Here is a 19,656-nt window from a genome sequence, read left to right as displayed (position 1 = left end):
CGGACACAACGACTTACCCGCTCCCCCGCAGTCCTAATCAGGAGAATAACCATGGCACAAGTCATCAACACCAACGTCTATTCGCTGAATGCACAGCGCAACCTGAACAGCAGCCAGAAAGGTCTCGCGACCGCCCTGCAGCGTCTGTCCTCCGGTCTGCGCGTCAACAGCGCCCGTGACGACGCAGCCGGCCTGGCAGTGGCCCAGCGCATGGAAGCCGACGCACGCGGTCTGACGGTCGCGATGCGCAACGCCTCCGACGGCATTTCCTTCGCCCAGACCGCTGACGGCGCACTGTCCACCTCGGCAGACATGCTCCAGCGGATGCGCGAACTGGCCGTCCAGTCGCTCAACGGCACCATTTCCGATACCGAACGCGGCTACCTCAACTCGGAATTCTCGCAACTGCAGACCGAGATGGGTCGCCTGCAGGGCGCCGCCAAACTGAACAACCAGTCGGTCTTCGGCTCGTTCTCGTTCCAGATCGGCGCCGCCGCCACCGACAGCATGGCCGCCACCTTCTCGAGCGTGGCCGCACCGACCGGGAACATCAGTACCTCCGGCAGTGCGTCGGCCGCGATCTCCGCGATCGACACCGCCCTGAACAGCGTGGCTTCCAACCGCGCGACGATCGGTGCCGTGATGGGCCGGATGGATTTCACCATCTCCCAGCTCGAGACCGCGCGTGAAAACCAGTACGCCGCCCGTAGCCGCATCATGGATGCCGACTTCGCGGCCGAAACGGCCAACCTGTCGCGGGCACAGATCCTGCAACAGTCGGGTACGGCGATGGTGGCGCAAGCCAACGCCGTGCCGCAAAACGTGCTGTCGCTGCTCCGTTAAGCATCGAGTGCCGGTGATTCACCGGCAACCGTTGCCGGAACAAGGCGCCCGGGGCGGCAGAATTTGCCACCTCGGGCGTTTTCGGACAGGAGAAGAACATGGCAATCCAGCCCACGTCACCCCCCGCTACGCAGTTTGTCTCCAAGCCGCAGCCGCTCGCGCAGATCACGCAGGGGAGCAAGGCGGGAACGTCACCGCAGGTCGACAAGTCTCAATCGGTAGCGAACACCGCAAGCGCCCAGCGCCCGGTAGAGGACGGCAAGACCACCGCCATCAACAGCAACAACGAGGCGCTGCGCGAAGCGCTCGAGCGCGCCCAGACCGCGATCACACCCAAATCCGTCGACATCACCTTCACGATGAACGACAAGGCGGACGCGGTGGTGGTCAAGATCATCGACCGGGATTCGGAAGAGGTTATCCGCCAGATTCCGTCGGACGAGTTTCTCAAGATCGCCGAGAAACTGAACGAGCAGATCCAGAACTATCGCGCCGGCATGCTCGTCGAGCAAAAGGCGTAAGGAGGCAGCATCATGGCCACCGGAACCATCTCCTCGCTTGGCATCGGATCGGGCATCGATTCGAACAGTATCGTGACCCAGCTGATGGCCATCGAGCGCCAGCCGCTGAACAAGCTCGATACCAAGGAATCGGCGTTCAACGCCCAGATCTCGGCGTTCGGCACCCTCAAGAGCCGTCTGTCCGATCTGCAGAGCGCGGCGGCGACGCTGGCCGATCCCAACAAGCTGGCGGGGTTCGCGGCCACCGTCGGTGACGCCGACGTCATCGCGGCCACCGCGGGCACCTTCGCCAAGGAAGGCAGCTATGCGGTCGAGGTGGTCCAGCTCGCCCAGGCGCAAAAGTCGTTCTCGTCGCTGTACGGCGCGAGCACGAACTTCGGCGCCGGCACCCTGAGCTTCAACATCAACGGCACCAACCAGGACGTGGTCATCTCCTCGGCCACCAACTCGCTGCAGGACATCGCCAACGCGGTCAACGACGCGGACATCGGCGTGCGCGCCACCGTCGTCAATGGCGACTCGGGCAGCCGCCTCGTGCTCACCTCGCGCGACACCGGCACCGACAACGCCTTCTCGCTGTCGGTCACCAGCGGCGACGCCAACCTCTCGAGCCTGGCGACCTTCGACACCGGCAACGCCAACGCGGTGACGGCGCAGAACGCAGTCATCAAGGTCGAGGGCGAGACCGTCACCTCGCAGAGCAACCAGGTGACCTCGGCCATCGCCAACGTGACCATCACCGCCACGGCGGTCGGCACCAGCACGCTGGACGTGGCGCGGGACAACTCGGGCATCACCGATGCGGTGCAATCCTTCGTCGACGCCTACAACGCGCTGAAGACCGAGATCGGCACGCAGACGGCTTACGATTCGGAAACCAAGACCGCCAAGCCGCTCAACGGCGACGCGACCACCCGCACCGTGCTCAACCACATGCGCGACAGCATCGGCCTCGCACCGGCCAGCCTGTCGGGCAGCAGTTTCGAATTCCTCTACAGCCTCGGTGTCCAGCTCGGCCAGGACGGGACCCTGAGCTTCAACAGCAGCACCCTCGATGACGCGGTCAATACCGACTTCAACGGCGTCGTCACCGCACTGGGCGCCTATGGCAGCGCCGTCGAGGACATGGCCACCGCCTTCACCCAGGCCGATGGACTGATCGACAACCGGGTCAATGGCATCGAGACGTCGCTGTCGTCCATCGACGACCAGCGCACCCGTCTGGAACAGCAGCTGACCGCCACCGAAACGCGCCTGCGCGCGCAATTCACCGCACTCGACACGCTGATGGGCAGCCTCAACACCACCAGCACCTACCTGACCCAACAGTTGGCCAGCCTGCCCGGCAGCAACTGAGCCACGCACCCACGAGCACTCTAGAGGGATCCGACAACCATGTTGATGAACACCACCAACCCCTCCGCCGCCTATCGCTCCGCCGGTATCGAAGCGGAAGCCCTGGGCACCTCTCCGCATGGCCTGGTCACGATGCTGTTCGATGGTGCCCTGCTGGCGATCACGCTGGGCAAGGCCAGCATGATGGAGCACAAGACCATCGAGAAGGCCCAGTCGATCAACAAGGCCATCGACATCATCGGCAGCGGCCTGCGCGCGGCACTGAACATCAAGGACGGCGGGGAACTGGCGAACAACCTCGATCAGCTCTACGAATACATCATCATGCAGCTGCTCAAGGCCAACCTGAACAACGATGCCGATCTGCTCGACGAGGCCTACGGCCTGCTCGACCAGCTCGCCGACGCATGGAAACAGATCGGCACCCCGAACGCGACCCAGGCGCAGGTGTAATGGCCGAGCAAGCGCCCCGGGGCCTGAAAGACGATTATGGCGATCTGGCCGCCGTACTCGCCGACATGGCGAATGCGGCGCAACAGGGCGATGCCGAGCGCCTGCTCGCGTTGCAGACCCCCTACGAGAACCTGATCGCCCACCTCCAGGCCCATCCGGCCCGGTTGGCGCAACGTGAGGACGCTCCGCTCATCGCGCAGCAGATCCGCGACGCCCTGGCGGCGATCGAACACACCGTTCCGCAGATCCAGGCGATTCAGGAGCGGCTTCGATCCGAGGCGACCGACACCCGCATGCACCGCAAGGTGTCGGAAAGTTACCGATAATTCATGTGGCACGGGGTGCCGCATGCCGGAGGCAGACACTGACGGCGCCATCGCGGGGCCGCCGGACTGAAGGCCCATGATTCCAGGAGATCTTGCGGCCCGGCTCAGACTCCTGACCGAGGCCAGCTTCTTTTCCGACGAGCCGCCCCTCGAACCGCTCAAGGGCGCTCGCCCCATTCCGGCGGACCTGCCGCAATTCCGTCCGGGCGACCGGCTCACCGCACAGATCCAGCGTGCCCTGCCCGACGGCACCTTCGAAGGCGTTGTCGACGGCAAGACGATCAAACTCGCCCTGGCCCAACAGGCGCGCCCCGGCGACATCCTCGACCTGGTCGTCGCCCGCCAGACCCCACGTGCCGTCATCGCCCAGCCGGCCGGCGATCCGGCCGCGACCGCCCAAGCGGCCAACGCAGGCGCACGCCCCAGCCTGAGCCCCACGGGGCAGCTCATCAGCTTTCTGCTCACCGGCCAGCCCGCCCCCGAGGCCGCGCGTCTGGCCGGCGGCCAGCCGCTGGTGAGCGCCGGCAACGTGGTGCCGCAGAACCTGGCGCCGGCGCTACAGCAGGCCGTGAGCGAAAGCGGACTGTTCTACGAGGCCCAGCAGGCGCGCTGGATGGCCGGCAAGGTGCCGACCGACACCCTGTTGCGCCAGCCCCAGGGTCAGCTGTCCACCGTCGCCACCGCCCCCGACCCGGGCGCATTCGCCCGATCAGGGGCCGCACAACCGGCGGCGAACACGTGGACGGCCCAGATGCAGGAAGCCACCGCCACCGCGCTCAAGGACGCCGGCGGCGCCAATGCCGCCGCCACCGCGGCGCGCTCACCCGTGGCGGAGCGGCTCATGCCGGTCGTGCACCAACAGCTCGACGCGCTGGCCACGCATCATTACGTATGGCATGGGCAGGCCTGGCCCGGGCAACCGGTGGAGCTGGAAATCGAGGATCCCCCCGACGGCCGGGAGGGTGCCGACGAGCCGATCCCGTGGAAGACGACCCTGCGACTGACCCTGCCGGAGCTCGGCGGGGTCGAAGCCCGGCTCGAACTGGACCGCAGCGGCATCCGCATCCGCCTGTCCGCCGACTCGGCCGAATCCGTCCGCTCGCTCAACACCGGCCGCAGCACACTGGCAAGCGCGCTGGAGGCGGCCAACGTCCCCCTGAAAAACCTGCATGTGAGCCTGCGCGATGGCCGAACGGACACCTGAGCTCGCCGACGAATCGCGCGCCGAAGCGGTGGCGCTGGCCTACTCGGCCGGCGATGCCGCGCCGCGCGTGGTCGCCAAGGGCAAGGGGCTGATCGCGCGCGAGATCATCGAGCGGGCCCGCGAGGCGGGGGTGTATGTGCACGAGTCGCCGGAGATGGTCGCCCTGCTCATGCAGGTGGACCTGGACGAGCGCATCCCGCCGCAACTGTACGTGGCCGTGGCCGAGCTGCTGGCCTGGCTGTACAAGGCCGAACAGGCCGCCCGGCACCGATAACCGGGGGGCCGCCAGACGGTTGTCCGGTCCATGATATAAAGCCCTCACCATCCCGACCCACCTGAACCCGACACCCGCATGACCGAGAAAGACAACCCCGCGCTCAAGTTCGAACTGCTGCAATCGGACGATTTCGCCCAATACCTGCTCCGGGATTCCGTCGAGATCGAACAGGTGCTGCGCAACCTGATCCGCAGGCGGGCCATGGTCACCGCGTACATCAACGGTTCGCGCGATTTCATGCTCACCACGGTGCTGGAAGTCGACCACGGCCGTCTGCTGCTCGACATGCCCGCCGACACCAGCCAGCAGCGCCGCGCCGAGAATGCCGAGGCGCTCATCTGCATCACCCAGCTCGACAGCGTGAAGATCCAGTTCCCCCTGGCCGGCGTCGACCGGATCGAGCATGATGGCCGGCCCGCCCTGGTCGCCGATATTCCCGATCGCCTCCTGCGTCTGCAGCGGCGCGAGTACTTCCGCCTGACCGCGCCGGTGTCCCATTCGCTGGTTTGCCAGATTCCCGTGCCCGGCGAGAGCGGGCCGCCCAGCACCTACGAAGCGCGCGTACTCGACATCTCCGGCGGCGGCGTCGCCATCGTGGTGCCGCCCGAGGGCATCGAGTTCAAGCCGGACACCGAGTTCACCAGCTGCCAGATCCAGCTGCCCGAGACCGGCACCATCACCGCGAAGCTGCGCATCCGCAGCGTGTTCCGCGTCACCAACCGCAACGGCATCTCGATGCTGCGCGCCGGCTGCGAGTTCGTCGACCTCTCCGACAAGGTCGCCTCCCTCATCCACAAGTACATCCTCAAGGTCGAACGGGAGCGCAGCGCGCGCGAACGCGGCCTCTGACGCGTCCCGGCGTCAGGCCACGTCACGCAGTTCGGCGGGCTCCGAGGCGAACCAGTGAATGAAGCGTGCCAGCGGCATCGGCGCGGCGAACATGTAGCCCTGGAACTCGTCGCAGCCCAGCTGCGCCAGCTCGCCGAGCTGGCTGGCCCGCTCCAGCCCCTCCGCCACCAACCCGAGCCCGAGGCTGTGCCCCAGCGACACGATCGCGCGCACCAGCGCCCGGGCATCGTCCGACTGATCGCATTCGAGCACGAAGGCCCGATCCACCTTCAGGGTGTCGATGGGAAACTGGCGCAGATAGGCCAGCGCACAATAGCCGGTGCCGAAGTCGTCGAGGGCGATGCGCACGCCCATGGCGCGGATCTCGTGCAGTTGCTCCCCCACCCCCTGATCCGGTTCGGCCAACAGGCTCTCGGTGATCTCCAGCTCCAGCCGCTGCGGCGGCAGGCCGGTGCTGGCGCAGGCATGGCGCACCCGCTCGGGCAGGGTGCCGTCGGCGAACATGCGTGAGGAGATGTTGACCGACACCGACAGCGCACGCATGGTCTCGGGCCAGGCAGCCGCATCCGCGCAGGCACGCATGAGCGCGAAGTCGGTCAGCGAGCCGATCAGGCCGGTCTCCTCGGCGATGGGGATGAAGCGGTCGGGCGGCACGAAGCCGTCGGGACGCTGCCAGCGCATGAGCGCCTCGCACCCGCGCGGCCGCCCGTCGAGCCCGACCCGGGGCTGGTAGTACAGATCGATCTGCCCCAGCGACAGCGCCGAATGCAGCGCCGATTCGAGCGCCAGGCGCTCGCTCGAGACGCCGTCGAAGGCGCGCGAGTAGAAGCGCGCGCAGCCCTTGCCCTGGGTCTTGGCCTGATACATGGCAGCGTCGGCGTGGCTGAGCAGCAGATCCACGCTGTCGCCGTCATCCGGATACAGGGCGACCCCGATGCTGCAGCCCACATGGAGGCGGTGCGCACCGATGCGCAGCGGCTGCGCGATCGCGGCGCGAATGCGCTCCAGGGTGCTCAGCGTGGCCTGCACGTCGTCCTGTTCGCCGAGCACCAGCACGAATTCGTCTCCGCCATAGCGGGCCACGGTGTCGTCGCAGCGCAGGGTCTCGGTGAGCCGGGCCGCGATGGTGCGCAGCAGTTCATCGCCGGCCGGGTGGCCGAGGCTGTCGTTGACCAGCTTGAAGTTGTCCAGATCGACAAAGGCCACGGGCACCCGGTGTCCGCTGCGCTGGGCATGATGGATCGCCTGGGCGAGGCGATCCTTGAGCAGGTTGCGGTTGGGCAGCCCGGTGAGTACGTCATGGGTGGCGCGAAACTCCAGCTCGTGCTCGTAGCGGCGCCGTGCGGTGATGTCGATGACGGTGCCCTCGTAATGCAGCACCTCACCATCGGGGCCGAGCACCGCGTGGGCGTTCTCGGAGATCCAGATGCGCTCGCCGTCGGCGCGGCGCACCTCGGATTCGAAATCGTGCACCACCCCCTCGTTGCGGATGAGGGTCCGGAACACCTCGCGCCGCCCGGCATCCACATACAGCCCGGTGGAGATGTCGGCGATACGCTCGATCAGGTCGAGGGGCGAGTCGTAGCCATACAGCGCGGCCAGGGCGCGGTTGGCGGCGATGTAGCGACCGTCGGCGGTGGTCTGGAACATGCCGATCGCGGAATTTTCGAAGATGCTGCGGTAGCGCAGTTCGGTTTCCGCCTGCTGCAGCTGGGCCATCACCCGGTCGGTGATGTCCTCGACGATGCCTTCGAGCACCAGCTCGCCCGCCTCGTCGGTCACCGCGAGCCCGCGCTCGAGCACCCACTTTTCCCGCCCATCGGCGGCGTGGATCCGATACTCCACGCGATAGTTCCGCCCGTACTCGACGGCGGCCATGATGGTGTCGCGCACCTGGCGCCGATCGTCGGGGTGGGTGATCGTCTCGAAACGTACCCGGGCACGCTCGAAGTCCTCGGCCGGATAGCCGGTCAGCGCCTCGCAGCCGTCGCTGACGAAACGCATGGTCCAGTCCGCATCGATGGCGCAGCGAAACGCCATGCCGTCGAGATTGCGGAACAGCACGTCGAGGACCCGTCGGGTGTCGGTGCGCTTCCAGCGCTCGTGGACACCGCGGCGCGCGCGTCGGGATCGGAATCGTTCGAACACGATCCGTGCGCCCTCAGGCCCCCAGCTCCAGCCGCGATGTCGGCGCAGCGCGCGGATGGGCGCGGGTTTCGGCCTGCAGCAGCGCGCCGCCGCAGGCCTCGATCCAGGCGAACACCGCGTCGATGGTCTGGGTGGCGAGGGCGAAGTAATCGTCCGCCGACACCGTGACCCCGGCGCGCATGAGCATGTCGGCGCGCACCACCCGCGCCATCTCCGCCACGCAGTGACGGGCGCGATCGCGCACCGCGGCCTCGCCCGCCACCGCCGGATCGCGCGTCGATTGGGCCACCAGCGCCTCGGCACGGGCGATCAGGAACAGCAGGCGCACCCGCGCCACCGGCGAGCAGCCCTTGCGCGCGGCCACGCTGCTGCCGATGGCCCGCGCCTGCCCCAGCGCCTCGGTCACCGCCGGCAGCCGGTGGGTATAGCTGCGCACCCCGGCCGCCGTACCGCTCCCCTGCACCAGTGGCGCCAGACGGGCCTCGCCGTAGCCGGAGAGCCAGTCGAGCACGGTGGCGATCAGGAAGCTGTGACGCGTGATGCTGTCCTCGGCCGAACGCTGCGCGAGCCCGTCCACCAGCGCCTGCCACTGCTGGCGCAGTTCCTCGAACGCGGCCTGCTCCGGGTAAGGGCAGGCGCGGACGTACTCGGACTCGAGGGCCTGTTCGAGGCGCACGAAGAGGTCGGTGATGTCGCGACGCCGGGCGTCCATGCGCGGCCCGAAGCCGGCGTCGCCGGCGAGCCAGGCGCTGCTCATGCCGCGGTGTTGCTGCATGTTGCGCACCAGGCCGAGCATGAGCCGACAGGTGCCCACCGCCTCGGCCGCGTCGACCGGCGCGGGCGCACGCCGGCGCACGAGCACGGCATGCACGATCAGGCCAGCGGCGACCACGCCGGAGGCCAGCGCCAGGAAGGGTTCGGAGGCTAGCTCGATCATCATCGCTCACTCGTATCGGTAAGGGGTCAGCACGTCGCGCAACTGGCCGGCGAGTTGCTGCAGGTAGCGCGCCAGCTCACTGTTCTCGCGGGACATGAGTTCGTTGCGGTCGGCCAGGTCGGCCACATGCTCCACATCGCCGGCAATGGCCTGGCTGGCCACCCCCTGCTCGCGCATCGCTTCGGCAATGCCGTGCACCATGTCGCGCATGCGCCGCGACTGGTCTGCCATCGCCCCGAGGGCATGGGCCGCGGCGTCCGCCTCGAGCACGCTGCACTCGGCGCGGTCGCCGGTCGCGCGCATGCCCGACTCCATCGATTCGACATAGCCGCGCAGGCGCTGCACGATGGCGTCGATGTCGCCGGTCGCGTTGGCGGTGCGATCGGCCAGCTTGCGCACCTCGTCGGCCACCACCGCGAAACCTCGCCCGGTGTCGCCAGCGCGTGCCGCCTCGATGGCGGCGTTCAGGGACAGCAGGTTGGTCTGGTCGGCGATTTCCGAGATCAGGGCGGTGATGGTCTCGATCTGGCGGTAGCCCTCGGCCAGCTGCCGCGCGTCGCGGGCGCTGTCGGCCACCGACTGCGACAGGGTCTGGAGGGTGGACTTGAGCCGATCGGTCACCACCGCGTTTTCCTGCGCCGCGATGCCCGTGCAGCTGGCCTCCTCGGCCGCGCCGGCGGCCAGATCGCCGGCGGTGCGCATGCTGCAGGAGAACTGCTCGATCGCCGCCGCCGACGAATGGGTCAGGTCGCGCTGGGCACGGGCGCTCTCATCACCCTTGTCGGCGTTGACGCTCGACTCGCCAGCCACGCTCGCCAGTTCCTGCGCCAGGCGCGCGAAGTGAGCCACGAGCCCGGCCATCGTCCGGCTCAGGGCGTTGTACCGGGCCACCAGGGGTTGCAGGGCCACCACCCGGGGGGGCTCGATGCGGGTGATGAAGTCGCCCTGCTGGAGCCGGACCGTATGCGCGGCGAGCGCGTCCAGACACGCGTCGACCTGGCGCAGTTCGCGCGCACTCCACACCCCCACGCCCGTCCCGAGCACCGCCAGGACCAGCGCCCAGGGCTCGACCTGAAGCCCCCCGGACAGGATCATTCCGATCATCAGCCCCGACATCCAGAGACCGACACCGGGCAGGGTCAGGACATGCCGTCCGACGGCCATCACACGATCCGAATCACCACGTCGCTGTCGCTTCGCCATATCCATGCATTCGCTCCCGCATTGCACCATCCGCCATCCGAAATACACACAGGAATCAAGCCTCCTTCGGAGGGGCATCCAACATGGCAACGCAAAACATGTGCCATCAGAAGGTGCTGCAGCGCCCGATCCATGGGCTGCCAACACGGCCGGTCGAGGGTCATTCGCCATCCCGCGCCGCTTGGGCGCTTGCGGCGCCATGCCGCGGCACACGCCCAGCACCGCGCTCCGGCTCCCCTCCCCCACGTCATGCACCAGGAACGGGCACCGACGCCCAAAACAAGCGCCATGGCACGATGTTCGTGCATCAGCGTCGCCCCACCCCGATGCCACGCACAACGCGCCTCGTTTATGCTGTCGCCCTGCCACCGCGTCGAAGCGCCCCCATCCGCCAGTCGAAAGCATCCAAACCCCATGCCCCGAGCCTCCCCAAGCCAGCCGCACCCGGACATTCACCACGCGCCTGGCCGCCCTGACGCCCGCGCGCGCAAATGGCCCCCGATCCTGCTGACTCTGGGCTGCGTGATCACCCTCGCGCTGCTGGCCAGCGCCCATGTGCACACCTCGCAGGGCAAGGCGGCACTCGGCGAACTGCATGAGCGCACCGCCCAGCTCGATGCGCTCGATCGGCTCGAACGCACGATGGCCGACTCGGAAGCCGCGGTCCGCCGCTTCCTGCGCACCGGCGACGCCACCGAGCTGCCCACCGGCAAGATCACGTCCAATCGCGTGGAAACAACGCTCGACGAACTGGCGCTCCCGGCGAAAGGCGCCGACGCAGGCCCGTTGCAGGACCTCACCGAGCTGGCCCGCGCGGCGACCCAGGACCTGCGCTTCGCCGTCGAACGCGCCACGCTCGCCAAGCAGGCGGGCACAGTGCGCCTCGAAGCCAAGAATCTGGTCGCCCTCAAGGCCCGCATCGACGATCTGCGCCAGCAGTTCACCACCCGGCGCGAGACCCTCATCGGCGACATCGACCAACGCCTCACCCGGGCCCGAAGCACGAACATCGCCCTCGGCGTGTTCGCCGTGCTCGTGACCGTGCTGCTATGGGTGATGCTGCGCCGCCAGCGCGCCCTGCGCGAGCAGATCCCGCACCTGCTGGCCGGCGAGGACGGGCGGATCGCCTCCCGCGTGCACGAGCGCACCGCCGAGCTGCAGACGCTCGCCCGCGCCATCACCGAGGCGGACGAAGCCGAACGCGCGCAGCTGGCCCACACCCTCGACGACCGTCTTCGCGCCCTGCTCGCGGCCGCCCGCGGCGACGCCGAGTGGATCCTGCGCAAGCTGCCCGAAGAGTTCAGTGCGGCCTTCGGCGCGCGTTTCGACCGCCTCCAAGGGACGCTGTCCGACGCCGACGCGCTGGCCGGCGAAACCGCCGACCAGCTCGCCCCCCGGACGCTGGCCGAACAGGGCCTGATCGCGGCGCTGCGAGCCCTGGGCGAGACGCTGCAGGAGCGGCGCGGGCTCAAGGCGGACATCGACCTGCCCGACGCCGTCGACCTGGACGACCCCCGCTCGCACGCCCTGCTCCGGGTCGCGCGCGCCGCCGTCAGCAACATCCTGCGCCATGCGGAGGCGAGTCATGTGCACCTGCGCCTCAAGCTCGACGAGGCGGAAGCCCGGCTGACGGTCGCTGACAACGGCAAGGGCTTCGACGCGCCCCGGCACGCCCGCACGGACGGCGGCCTCGCACGCATGCGCCAGCGCCTGCAGACCTATGGCGGCCAGCTCGCGGTACGCACCGCGCCCGGCCAGGGCACCACCGTGAGCGCCCGCCTGCCGCGGGCCTGATCAGCCGAAGCGCCGCAGTACCGGCGGCGCCAGCCGCGCCAGGGTTGCAGCGAACGCGGTGGCGGCGGCCCGCGGCCCACGCGGCAGATGCGCCACATACAGCGCGGTGAACTCCAGCACCGGCTCGCCGCCGCGGGAACGCTTGAACTCGCCGGCCCCGGCGCTCAGGTGCAGGCGTGCGCCGCACGCCAGCGCCGCGCGCTGGCCATGGGCCATCAGGCGCCGATACAGCCCCAGCTCACGCGGCGCGCTCAGGTCATAGCCGAGCAGCGGCGTCGTGAGCCAGCCGTGGCGATGGAGAAACCCGACCACGCCCACCCAGCGGCCGTCATGACGCAAGCCGTGCAGTTCGAGGTAGCGCCGGGTGCGACACAACTCGAAGAAGGCGTCGGAGAAATCCGGATTGAGCGCCGAGTGACGCTCCATGAACAGCTGCCGGAACAGCGCCCGCAGGGCCGGCAGATCGGCCGGCACGATGGCCTCGGGCGACACGAAACGCACATCCTCACGCTTGAGCAGGCGGGCGTCGTTCTTGTTGTTGTTGCGTCGGCGCACCGCCGGATCGGCCGGGTCGCACAGGTACACGGTGCGCGCCGGCACCAGCAGCCACCCGGCACGTTCGAGCCTCGCCGGCAGGCCCGACCGGATCGCCTCGCACACATTGCGCAGCACCAGCGGCCGCGCCGGCGCCAGGGCAATGGCCGCGTCGCGCACCCGCCGCCAGGCGTCGGCGGACAGGTCCGGCAGCAGGTTGGTGGAGACCAGCTCGTTGCCCACGAAGGCGGCCCGGTGCAGGCGTCCGGCGCGCATCAGCGCCGCCAGCGGCCCGAGCGCCAACGACGCCGCGGGGCGCGCAGGCAGCGGCAGGTGGCGCCGCGCCTCATCGCACCCGTAACGCGGCCAGGCGGAAATCAGGCTGGCCACGTAGCTCGTCCCGGGATCATCGTCCGCGAGCACCAGGGACAACGAGTGACCGTCATCCTCAAGGGTGTGGACGGCGCCGCGGGCGTTGTCGAGCCACACCCCGGCACCGTCGCGGCCGGCCCGCGCCAGCCATTCGCCCTGGCCGGCGGGAGCCGGGGCACGGGCCGGCATCAGCACCGTTTGACGTACAGGTGCATGCCCCCGTAGATGGCGGAACGGTCGCTGGCATGCAAGGCGGCGTTGCGCGCCGCATCGGTGCTCCATTCGGCCAGCAGCGCCTCGGGCAGCTGCGACTCGAGCGGCGAGACAGTGCCGCCGGTGCGGAACACCACCCGCGCGCCCGGCGCGGCGGTGCGTGTCACCGCCTCCCACAGCGCCGTCAGCTGGGCCGGGTCCATCCAGTCCTGGGCGTCGAGGAACAGGTAGGCGTCGAGCGAGGCCTTGGGCTGGCCGACGAGGAAGTCGGTGATCGAGCAGTGGTGGCTGTGCAGCGCATCGAGGCCCGCGCGCACGGCCTCGTGATGCTGGCGCTGCAGGTACATGGGCAGCGAGGACTGGATCGCCGGATCATAGCGGCGATGCACCGCCTGCATGGCGAAGCAGTTGGCCTCGATGGGCCAGTCGCACAGCAGGCGGCGCATGCGTTCGCAGAAGTCGGCGGCCACGTCACCGTCGGCGTCGCGCTTGATCGCGGCGAACTGGGACGGCGGGATGCCCAGGCTGTAGAGCGCCATCGGCCGGTTGGCGAGGAAACGCACGAGCCAGTGGCGGAACACCGGCGCCACATGGCGATCGAAGAGCGCCCGCTGCGCCTCGGGCGAGTCCGCCTCGGCCATCTTGCCCAGATGGCCGCCGAGCAGGCGCGCGAGCGGATGCGACAGGGCGATGAACTCGCCCAGCAAGCCCTTGCGGTAGAAGTGGCGGGAGAAATAGCCGTAGCGACGGCGGCCGAGCAGATCGCGCCCGGTCCACCAGGCCCGGTCGGCCGCGTTCAGATGCGGCGCAACGAATTGCTCGAAGCGCTGACGGTTGTCGCGCCGGGCGGCGTCGCCGAGAAAGGCGAGCAGCTCGTCGTAATCCGTCAGGCCACGCACGGCTGCCGCCTTGATCGCCAGGGTGGCCAGGTGGGAGGCGTTCAGATCGACCGCATGCACCGCGCCGGGGCGTGCGGTCAGATAGGCCAAAGCATTGCAGCCGCCCGAGGCGATGGTGAGCACGTGCTCGCCGGGCCGGAGCGCCAGCGCCGCCAGATCGCTGACCGGGTCCTCCCAGATCTGCGCATACACCAGGCGGTTGAACCAGGCGGCGAAGAGCCGATCCGCCAGGCCCTTGCGGCCGCTGGTGGTCGAGTTGAGCACCGCCGCGTCGATCAATGCCTTCGAGTTCATCCCCACTCCCCTGTCGTCGGTTGCGGGGACGTTACGAGATCAACAAGTCGGCGAGGTGACAGATTGGTTGCCGAACGACGACAGTCGGGCAGCGCGGGGACGGTCGCCTCAAACGACCAGGCGGCGGCGCAGGGTCTGGCTCAGGGCATCGACCACCAGGGACAGCAGCAGCATCGCGAGGATCACGGTGGCCGCCTGCGCCTCCTGGAACAGCGAGAGGGCGTAGTACAGCTGCGCCCCCAGGCCGCCGGCGCCGACGAAGCCGAGGATGGCCGCCATGCGGATGTTCATCTCCCAGCGGTACAGCGCGTAGGCCACCCACTGGGGCATCACGTTGGGCAGGGTGCCGTAGAGGAAGGCCGGGATGGCGGCGGCGCCGGCGCCGCGCAGGGCCGCCTCGGGCGCTGGCGGTGCGTTCTCCAGCGCCTCGGCGTAGAGGCGCCCGAGCACACCGGTGGTATGCAGGCCGAGCGCCAGGGTGCCGGCGAAGGGGCCGAGCCCGGCGGCCAGCACGGTGAGCGTCGCCCACACCAGCTCGGGCACCGAGCGCAGGGCGTTGAGCGTGAAGCGGGCGAGCCGCTTGCCCGCGGGCCCGGCGCGGCCGCTCGCCGGCAGGGCCAGCGCACCGCCGACGACGATGGCCAGCAAGGTGCCGATCAGGGAGATCGCCAGCGTCTCGACGGTGCCCTGCCCGACCTGACGCAGGAAGCCGCCGGACAGATCCGGTGCCGCGAAGCGCGCGAGGAAGGCCAGCAACTCGTCGAGTCCGCCGCTGCTCCCGGCGACGGCGCCGACCAGGTCGAGGCGCCAGACGCTGGCCACCACCGCCGCGAGCAGCAGCCCTACCACGAGCGGTCCGCGCCGGAGCCTCATGCCAGTTGCCGCCGCAGCCAGCCGCTGAGGGCATCCGCGCCCATGACCAGCACCAGGAAGGTGAGCAGGATGGTGCACGCCTCGCCGCCGTTGAGCATCTTCATGGACTGATCCATGAGCTGCCCCAGCCCGCCGGCGCCGACGAAGCCCATCACCACCGAGGCGCGCACCGCGCACTCCCAGCGATACACGGTGTAGGAGACCAGCTCGTCGATGGCCGAGGGCAGCAGCCCGTAGCCCAGCGCCTGCAACCGCCCCGCCCCACCGGCCAGCAATGCCCGGGTCGGTGCCTGGGGGCGGATTCGAGAATTTCGGCATAGACCTTGGCGAGCATGCCGCCGTAGGTGATCGCCAGCGCCGCCACCCCGGCGGCGGGCCCGAGGCCGAAGATGCGCACGAACACCAGCGCCCATACCAGCTCGGGCACCCCGCGCAGCACCAGGGTGAGCAGCCGCGCCAGGGCGCGCAGCAGCTCCGACAGGGCGCGCACGCGACCATCGAGCCGGCTCACCGACAGGCTGCGGGTCAGCACCAGCGCCAGGGGAACCGCCAGCAGCCAGCCCAGGGCGATGCCGGCGGTGGCGATGGCCAGGGTGTCGACGGTGCCCCGCCAGAGCAGGCCGAGGAAGAACGGGTCGGTGGCCGGTGGCAGGAAGGTGGACAGGAACCCCCCCATGGTCGCCAGGTTGCCGGCATCGAACAGCGCCCGCGGATCGAAGTGGGCCACGACCAGCATCGGCCATAGCACCAGCAGGAAGACGAGCACTCCGGTGAGCCGCCCGCGGGCGGCCGGATCGCGCGCCGGCGGGCTCATGCGCAGCGGGTCAGGCGCGTGGTCACGGCGACGGGCTCATCGTCCCGCGCGGCCGCGTCGCCCGCGCCCGCGTAGAGGGCGTCGATGCGCACCGGATCGACCTCGGCCGCCGGCAGATCGAAGGCGATCCGCCCGTCACGCAGACCGATCACGCGCGAGAAGTGATCCAGCGCCAGATCCACCGCATGCAGGCTGGCCACCAGGGTGACACCGCGCGCCCGCGCCGTGTCGTTCAGCGACAGGGTCACCGAGCGCGCCAGCGCCGGGTCGAGCGCGGAGACCGGTTCGTCGGCGAGCATCAGCGCCGGCTGCTGGTAGAGCACCCGCGCCAGCGCCACGCGCTGCAGCTGACCGCCGGAGAGCTGGCCGCAGCGGTCGAACAGGCGCTCGTCCAGCCCCAGCGGCGCGAGCACCGCGCGGGCACCATCGATATCGAGCGGATAGGCCAGCGAAGCGAGCGAACGCCACAATGGCCACTGCCCGAGGCGGCCGGCCAGCACCGCGGTCACCACCCGCTGGCGCGGCGGCAACGGCGGCGACTGGTGCATCTTGCCGATGCGGGCGCGCAGGGCGCGCAGGGCGGCGGGGCTCAGCGCCCAGGGATCGGTGCCGAGCACCGACACCTGCCCGGCACTCGGTCGCAGGGTCGCGCCGAGCACCCGCAGCAAGGTGGTCTTGCCCGCCCCCGAGGGGCCGATGAGCGCCACCCGCTCACCCGGCGGGATGCGCAGGCGGATGTCGTTGAGGGCGCGTCGCCCGTCGAGGACGACGCGGATCGTATCGAGCGCGATCATGGCGGTACGCCGGCCGCCTTCGGACGACCGGCCACTGCGTCGTTACTTGAGCAGGCCCGCGGCCCGGGCCGCCGACTCGATGCCATCGTAGTTGGCCGGCTCGGTCGGAATGAAGCGTTTGGCACGCTGCAGGTCGAGGATGGCCTTGTCCGCCGGCTTGGCCGGATCGAGCGCCAGGAAGGCGGCCTTGATCTTGGCCTGCAGGGCCGGATCGAGGTCACCGCGCACCGTCCAGTTGTAGTCGAAGTACGGCGGCGTGGTGGCGAACACGTGCACCTTGTCCGTATCGACCTTGCCCTGCTCGACCAGCTTGTCCCACACCGAGGCGTTCAGCGCGCCGGCATCGACCTTGCCGGCGGCGACGAAGGCGGCGGTGGCGTCATGGGCGCCGGAGAAGGCGACGTTGGCGAAATCCACATCCGGGTTGATGCCTTCCTTGCCGAGGAAGTAGCGCGGCATCAGGTGCCCCGAGGTGGACGACGGCGAACCGAAGGCGAAGCGCTTGCCCTTCAGGTCGGCGAAGGTCTTGATGTCGTCGCGCGCGGTGATGAACTTGGAAGTGAAGCGGGCATCCTGCTCGCGCTGCACGAGGGGCATGGCCTTGCCGCCGGTGCGCAGCTTGGCCTGCACGTAGGTGAAGCCGCCCAGCCAGGCCAGATCGACCTTGCCGGATCCCAGCGCCTCGACCACCGCGGCATAGTCGGTGACCGGCACGAACTTGACCGGCATGCCGAGCCGGGCCTCGAGGTACTTGCCCAGGGGGGCGAACTTGCGTTGCAGCTCGGTGGGCGATTCGTCCGGGATGGCGGACACCCGCAGGGTGTCGGTGGCCAGCGCGGGCACGGAGAAGCAGGCGCTCGCCATGACGGCGGCGGTCGCGCGCAGCAGCGCACGACGCATGGAAAGAGGCATCATGTGGTCAGTCCCTGTGATCAACCGCCATGACGCGGGATATGGCGCCATGGCTTACATGGGCCCGTACGCGGACGGGCAGAACAACGTGTCGATGCGGTAGCTCAGACCGCGGGACGGACTATAGCCGCCGGGGCGGCGGCTTTCAAGGCAAGCGTCAGCTGGGCCGGCCGGGCAGCAACACGACCACGGTACCGGCGAGCCGGTCATGGGCGAACTGCCGGTCACGATCGAGAAAGGCCCACCACAGACCGGCGCCGAACAGGCACACCGAGGGCCAGCAGCACACATAGCGCAGCAGCGCGCGACGCCAGCTCAGGGGCTTTCCGCCCTGCGCGGTGACCACCCGCAGGCGCCAGGTCTGCATGGCCAGGGTCTGGCCGCTGCCGCGCCAGTACCAGAGGAAATACGCGCCCAGCACGACGAAGATGTGCACCCAGCCGAGCCAGCCCGGCTCGGTCACCTTGAAGACCATGCCGACGATGAGATTGGGCAACATGAAGGTCAGGGCGAGAACGCCGAGCAACAGCAGGGCTTCATAGACGAGCGAGGCAAAACGGCGGCGCAGGCCGGCGATCTCGACCACGGCATGTTCGGTCACGGGTTACTTGTCCTTGTCGCGGTTCACGCGGTTCTTGTTGTGTTGCTCGCGGGCCTGCTCACGGGCACGGGCTCGTTCTTCGGGCGACAGGCGCTGGTATTCCTGCCAGCGCTGCTGCAGGGCCTCGCGCTCTTCGGGGGGAATGCTGCGCAGGGCACGGTACTGGTCGAGGGCGCGAGCGCGCTCCTGTGGCGAAAGACGCGACCAGTCGATCATCCGCCGCTGCACCCGCACCTGCTCCTCGGGCATGAGGGTGTCGTAATGCTCGACGACCGCACGCCACTTGCGCTGCTGAGTGTCGTCCATGGACGCCCACTGGCCGGCCAGCGGCGCCAGCGCCCGCTTTTCCATGGCAGTGAGCGCAGACCAGGGGGTCGCCGCCCACACCGGCGAGCTCAGCAACACACCGATCAGGACGGCGAGTCGTGTTCGAGCCATGCACGGAATCCTTGATCGAGATAGGCGTCGATGGGCAGATCGTCGGCCAGCAGGGCCATCTCGACCTCGCCGCGCCGGGCCATCGTGTGTTCGCCGTTGAGGTAGCCGCCGGCGGCAAACACCGCCAGCACCAGCGCGGCACCCAGAGCCGGCCGCAGGAGCGGGCCGAGCAGGTGCCAGTCGAGTCGGTGCGGCAGCAGATCGAAGCGGCTGCGCTTGCGCGCCTTGACGGCCGCCACGCGCGCTTCGCGCAGGCGCGCGAGCACGGCCCCGTCCAGATCGGCGGTGCTCTCGCTCAGCAGATGCTCGATCCGCCGGCCAAATCGCTGCTCGTCGTTCATAGCGTGATCCCCTTCGCCTTGAGCGCGGCCGCCAGTGTCCGGGTCGCCCGCGAGCAGTGCGTCTTCACGCTGCCTTCGGAACATCCCATGGCGGCGGCCGTCTCCGCCGTGTCCATATCCTCCCAGTAACGCATCAGAAACGCTTCGCGTTGACGCTGCGGCAGGCGCTGGATTTCCGCCTCGATGATGGCCAGCATCTGGTGCCGGCCGGCGAGGTTTTCCGGCGCCAGACGCAGGTTCGATGCGTCCGCCGCCTCCAGCGTGTCGAGCGGGTCGCCGGCGTCCTCCTCGGGGTCGCCGCGGGAGAAGCCGGACCACATCGACACCCACAGGTTGCGCACCTTCTGGCGCCGCAGCATGTCCCGCACCACGTTCTGCAGGATGCGCTGGAACAGCATCGGCCATTCGTCGGACGGACGGTCGCCGTAGCGGGTTGCCAGGCGCATCATGGCTTCCTGAACCGCGTCGAGCGCCCCCGCCTCGTCCCTGAGCAGCAGTACGGCCTGCTTGAACGCCCGGCGCTCGACGCCGGCAAGAAAGGCGGTCAGTTCGGTATCGGAAGCCAGAAATATTCCTCGCTGGACGGGCCGGCGGCGCGTTGTGCCATGCACAAGCATGCCTTGACCGTGACTGCCCCAATGGGTACTGTTACGGGTTTCC

At 69.3% G+C, this 19,656-nt stretch carries 23 protein-coding genes; 9 read left to right on the top strand and 14 right to left on the bottom strand.

The window, feature by feature from the left end:
• The first annotated feature begins 51 nt into the window (after positions 1-51).
• The 8 genes from G3580_RS06490 to G3580_RS06455 all read left to right on the top strand — a co-directional run bounded on the left by G3580_RS06490 (position 52) and on the right by G3580_RS06455 (position 5,829).
• Positions 52-843, top strand: a complete 792-nt coding sequence (locus G3580_RS06490) for a flagellin N-terminal helical domain-containing protein (protein ID WP_173764489.1) — start codon at positions 52-54, stop codon at positions 841-843.
• Positions 844-941: 98 nt separating this feature from the next.
• On the top strand, positions 942-1,364 hold the full coding sequence (locus G3580_RS06485) for a flagellar protein FlaG (RefSeq protein ID WP_173764488.1): 423 nt from the start codon (positions 942-944) through the stop codon (positions 1,362-1,364).
• Positions 1,365-1,376: 12 nt separating this feature from the next.
• Positions 1,377-2,720, top strand: coding sequence for a flagellar filament capping protein FliD (gene fliD / locus G3580_RS06480; RefSeq protein ID WP_173764487.1), 1,344 nt, complete (start codon positions 1,377-1,379; stop codon positions 2,718-2,720).
• Between the two features lie 45 nt (positions 2,721-2,765).
• Positions 2,766-3,173 (top strand): flagellar export chaperone FliS, encoded by a 408-nt coding sequence (fliS, locus tag G3580_RS06475; protein WP_217424616.1) that lies wholly within the window; start codon positions 2,766-2,768, stop codon positions 3,171-3,173.
• On the top strand, positions 3,173-3,499 hold the full coding sequence (gene fliT / locus G3580_RS06470; protein WP_173764485.1) for a flagellar protein FliT: 327 nt from the start codon (positions 3,173-3,175) through the stop codon (positions 3,497-3,499). The genes fliS and fliT overlap by 1 nt, the downstream gene beginning before the upstream one ends.
• Before the next feature lie 76 nt (positions 3,500-3,575).
• Positions 3,576-4,703 (top strand): flagellar hook-length control protein FliK, encoded by a 1,128-nt coding sequence (gene fliK / locus G3580_RS06465; RefSeq protein ID WP_173764484.1) that lies wholly within the window; start codon positions 3,576-3,578, stop codon positions 4,701-4,703.
• Entirely contained in the window at positions 4,684-4,977 is a 294-nt protein-coding gene (locus G3580_RS06460; RefSeq protein WP_173764483.1) for an EscU/YscU/HrcU family type III secretion system export apparatus switch protein, read from the top strand. Before fliK ends, G3580_RS06460 begins: the two co-directional genes overlap by 20 nt.
• 78 nt (positions 4,978-5,055) lie before the next feature.
• Entirely contained in the window at positions 5,056-5,829 is a 774-nt protein-coding gene (locus G3580_RS06455) for a flagellar brake protein (RefSeq protein ID WP_173764482.1), read from the top strand.
• Positions 5,830-5,841: 12 nt separating this feature from the next.
• Here G3580_RS06455 and G3580_RS06450 read toward each other — a convergent pair whose 3' ends face one another.
• The 3 genes from G3580_RS06450 to G3580_RS06440 are packed head-to-tail and all read right to left on the bottom strand — an operon-like array spanning position 5,842 to position 10,078.
• Positions 5,842-7,977: a putative bifunctional diguanylate cyclase/phosphodiesterase gene (locus G3580_RS06450; RefSeq protein WP_173764481.1), complete on the bottom strand. Its 2,136-nt coding sequence runs from the start codon at positions 7,975-7,977 to the stop codon at positions 5,842-5,844.
• Between the two features lie 13 nt (positions 7,978-7,990).
• Positions 7,991-8,917, bottom strand: coding sequence for a nitrate- and nitrite sensing domain-containing protein (locus G3580_RS06445; RefSeq protein ID WP_173764480.1), 927 nt, complete (start codon positions 8,915-8,917; stop codon positions 7,991-7,993).
• 3 nt (positions 8,918-8,920) lie between these two features.
• The gene (locus tag G3580_RS06440) at positions 8,921-10,078 is read right to left on the bottom strand and encodes a methyl-accepting chemotaxis protein (RefSeq protein WP_217424615.1); all 1,158 of its coding nucleotides are present in this window, start codon (positions 10,076-10,078) and stop codon (positions 8,921-8,923) included.
• A 453-nt stretch (positions 10,079-10,531) separates the two neighbouring features.
• Between G3580_RS06440 and G3580_RS06435 the strand changes: the two genes are divergently transcribed.
• Complete coding sequence (locus G3580_RS06435) at positions 10,532-11,911, top strand: sensor histidine kinase (protein ID WP_217424614.1); 1,380 nt, start codon at positions 10,532-10,534, stop codon at positions 11,909-11,911.
• On the opposite strand, the gene G3580_RS06430 is transcribed toward G3580_RS06435, so the two are convergent.
• The 11 genes from G3580_RS06430 to G3580_RS06385 all read right to left on the bottom strand — a co-directional run bounded on the left by G3580_RS06430 (position 11,912) and on the right by G3580_RS06385 (position 19,613).
• Entirely contained in the window at positions 11,912-13,006 is a 1,095-nt protein-coding gene (locus tag G3580_RS06430) for a GNAT family N-acetyltransferase (RefSeq protein ID WP_173764477.1), read from the bottom strand. It lies immediately after the preceding gene.
• A complete protein-coding gene (locus G3580_RS06425) occupies positions 13,006-14,223 on the bottom strand; it encodes a DUF3419 family protein (protein WP_173764476.1) in 1,218 nt (405 codons plus the stop codon). Before G3580_RS06425 ends, G3580_RS06430 begins: the two co-directional genes overlap by 1 nt.
• A 108-nt stretch (positions 14,224-14,331) precedes the next feature.
• Complete coding sequence (gene phnE / locus G3580_RS06420; RefSeq protein WP_228720789.1) at positions 14,332-15,072, bottom strand: phosphonate ABC transporter, permease protein PhnE; 741 nt, start codon at positions 15,070-15,072, stop codon at positions 14,332-14,334.
• 20 nt (positions 15,073-15,092) lie between these two features.
• On the bottom strand, positions 15,093-15,266 hold the full coding sequence (locus G3580_RS19805) for a PhnE/PtxC family ABC transporter permease (RefSeq protein ID WP_217424613.1): 174 nt from the start codon (positions 15,264-15,266) through the stop codon (positions 15,093-15,095).
• Positions 15,248-15,910, bottom strand: a complete 663-nt coding sequence (locus G3580_RS06415; protein WP_217424612.1) for a PhnE/PtxC family ABC transporter permease — start codon at positions 15,908-15,910, stop codon at positions 15,248-15,250. Before G3580_RS06415 ends, G3580_RS19805 begins: the two co-directional genes overlap by 19 nt.
• Positions 15,907-16,704, bottom strand: coding sequence for a phosphonate ABC transporter ATP-binding protein (locus tag G3580_RS06410; protein WP_173764474.1), 798 nt, complete (start codon positions 16,702-16,704; stop codon positions 15,907-15,909). Before G3580_RS06410 ends, G3580_RS06415 begins: the two co-directional genes overlap by 4 nt.
• A 42-nt stretch (positions 16,705-16,746) precedes the next feature.
• Positions 16,747-17,619, bottom strand: a complete 873-nt coding sequence (locus G3580_RS06405) for a putative selenate ABC transporter substrate-binding protein (protein WP_173764473.1) — start codon at positions 17,617-17,619, stop codon at positions 16,747-16,749.
• 154 nt (positions 17,620-17,773) lie between these two features.
• Complete coding sequence (locus G3580_RS06400) at positions 17,774-18,217, bottom strand: RDD family protein (RefSeq protein ID WP_173764472.1); 444 nt, start codon at positions 18,215-18,217, stop codon at positions 17,774-17,776.
• Between the two features lie 3 nt (positions 18,218-18,220).
• Positions 18,221-18,655: a DUF3106 domain-containing protein gene (locus G3580_RS06395; RefSeq protein ID WP_173764471.1), complete on the bottom strand. Its 435-nt coding sequence runs from the start codon at positions 18,653-18,655 to the stop codon at positions 18,221-18,223.
• Entirely contained in the window at positions 18,628-18,996 is a 369-nt protein-coding gene (locus G3580_RS06390; RefSeq protein ID WP_173764470.1) for a DUF3619 family protein, read from the bottom strand. The genes G3580_RS06395 and G3580_RS06390 overlap by 28 nt, the downstream gene beginning before the upstream one ends.
• Positions 18,993-19,613, bottom strand: a complete 621-nt coding sequence (locus tag G3580_RS06385; RefSeq protein ID WP_217424611.1) for an RNA polymerase sigma factor — start codon at positions 19,611-19,613, stop codon at positions 18,993-18,995. The genes G3580_RS06390 and G3580_RS06385 overlap by 4 nt, the downstream gene beginning before the upstream one ends.
• Positions 19,614-19,656: the final 43 nt, after the last annotated feature.

The organism is Nitrogeniibacter mangrovi, assembly GCF_010983895.1.
In the GTDB taxonomy this organism is placed as follows: domain Bacteria; phylum Pseudomonadota; class Gammaproteobacteria; order Burkholderiales; family Rhodocyclaceae; genus Nitrogeniibacter; species Nitrogeniibacter mangrovi.
The sequence above is the reverse complement of the archived record's forward strand: the minus strand, read 5'-3'. Positions and strand labels throughout refer to the sequence as shown.

Bases quoted from the DNA above. Each gene is read 5' to 3' on its own strand.
- G3580_RS06490 (WP_173764489.1), top strand. From the start codon at position 52: ATGGCACAAGTCATCAACACCAACGTCTATTCGCTGAATGCACAGCGC.
- G3580_RS06485 (WP_173764488.1), top strand. From the start codon at position 942: ATGGCAATCCAGCCCACGTCACCCCCCGCTACGCAGTTTGTCTCCAAG.
- fliD (WP_173764487.1), top strand. From the start codon at position 1,377: ATGGCCACCGGAACCATCTCCTCGCTTGGCATCGGATCGGGCATCGAT.
- fliS (WP_217424616.1), top strand. From the start codon at position 2,766: ATGAACACCACCAACCCCTCCGCCGCCTATCGCTCCGCCGGTATCGAA.
- fliT (WP_173764485.1), top strand. From the start codon at position 3,173: ATGGCCGAGCAAGCGCCCCGGGGCCTGAAAGACGATTATGGCGATCTG.
- fliK (WP_173764484.1), top strand. From the start codon at position 3,576: ATGATTCCAGGAGATCTTGCGGCCCGGCTCAGACTCCTGACCGAGGCC.
- G3580_RS06460 (WP_173764483.1), top strand. From the start codon at position 4,684: ATGGCCGAACGGACACCTGAGCTCGCCGACGAATCGCGCGCCGAAGCG.
- G3580_RS06455 (WP_173764482.1), top strand. From the start codon at position 5,056: ATGACCGAGAAAGACAACCCCGCGCTCAAGTTCGAACTGCTGCAATCG.
- G3580_RS06445 (WP_173764480.1), bottom strand. From the start codon at position 8,917: ATGATGATCGAGCTAGCCTCCGAACCCTTCCTGGCGCTGGCCTCCGGC.
- G3580_RS06440 (WP_217424615.1), bottom strand. From the start codon at position 10,078: ATGGCCGTCGGACGGCATGTCCTGACCCTGCCCGGTGTCGGTCTCTGG.
- G3580_RS06435 (WP_217424614.1), top strand. From the start codon at position 10,532: ATGCCCCGAGCCTCCCCAAGCCAGCCGCACCCGGACATTCACCACGCG.
- G3580_RS06430 (WP_173764477.1), bottom strand. From the start codon at position 13,006: ATGCCGGCCCGTGCCCCGGCTCCCGCCGGCCAGGGCGAATGGCTGGCG.
- G3580_RS06425 (WP_173764476.1), bottom strand. From the start codon at position 14,223: ATGAACTCGAAGGCATTGATCGACGCGGCGGTGCTCAACTCGACCACC.
- G3580_RS06415 (WP_217424612.1), bottom strand. From the start codon at position 15,910: ATGAGCCCGCCGGCGCGCGATCCGGCCGCCCGCGGGCGGCTCACCGGA.
- G3580_RS06410 (WP_173764474.1), bottom strand. From the start codon at position 16,704: ATGATCGCGCTCGATACGATCCGCGTCGTCCTCGACGGGCGACGCGCC.
- G3580_RS06405 (WP_173764473.1), bottom strand. From the start codon at position 17,619: ATGATGCCTCTTTCCATGCGTCGTGCGCTGCTGCGCGCGACCGCCGCC.
- G3580_RS06395 (WP_173764471.1), bottom strand. From the start codon at position 18,655: ATGGCTCGAACACGACTCGCCGTCCTGATCGGTGTGTTGCTGAGCTCG.
- G3580_RS06390 (WP_173764470.1), bottom strand. From the start codon at position 18,996: ATGAACGACGAGCAGCGATTTGGCCGGCGGATCGAGCATCTGCTGAGC.
- G3580_RS06385 (WP_217424611.1), bottom strand. From the start codon at position 19,613: ATGCTTGTGCATGGCACAACGCGCCGCCGGCCCGTCCAGCGAGGAATA.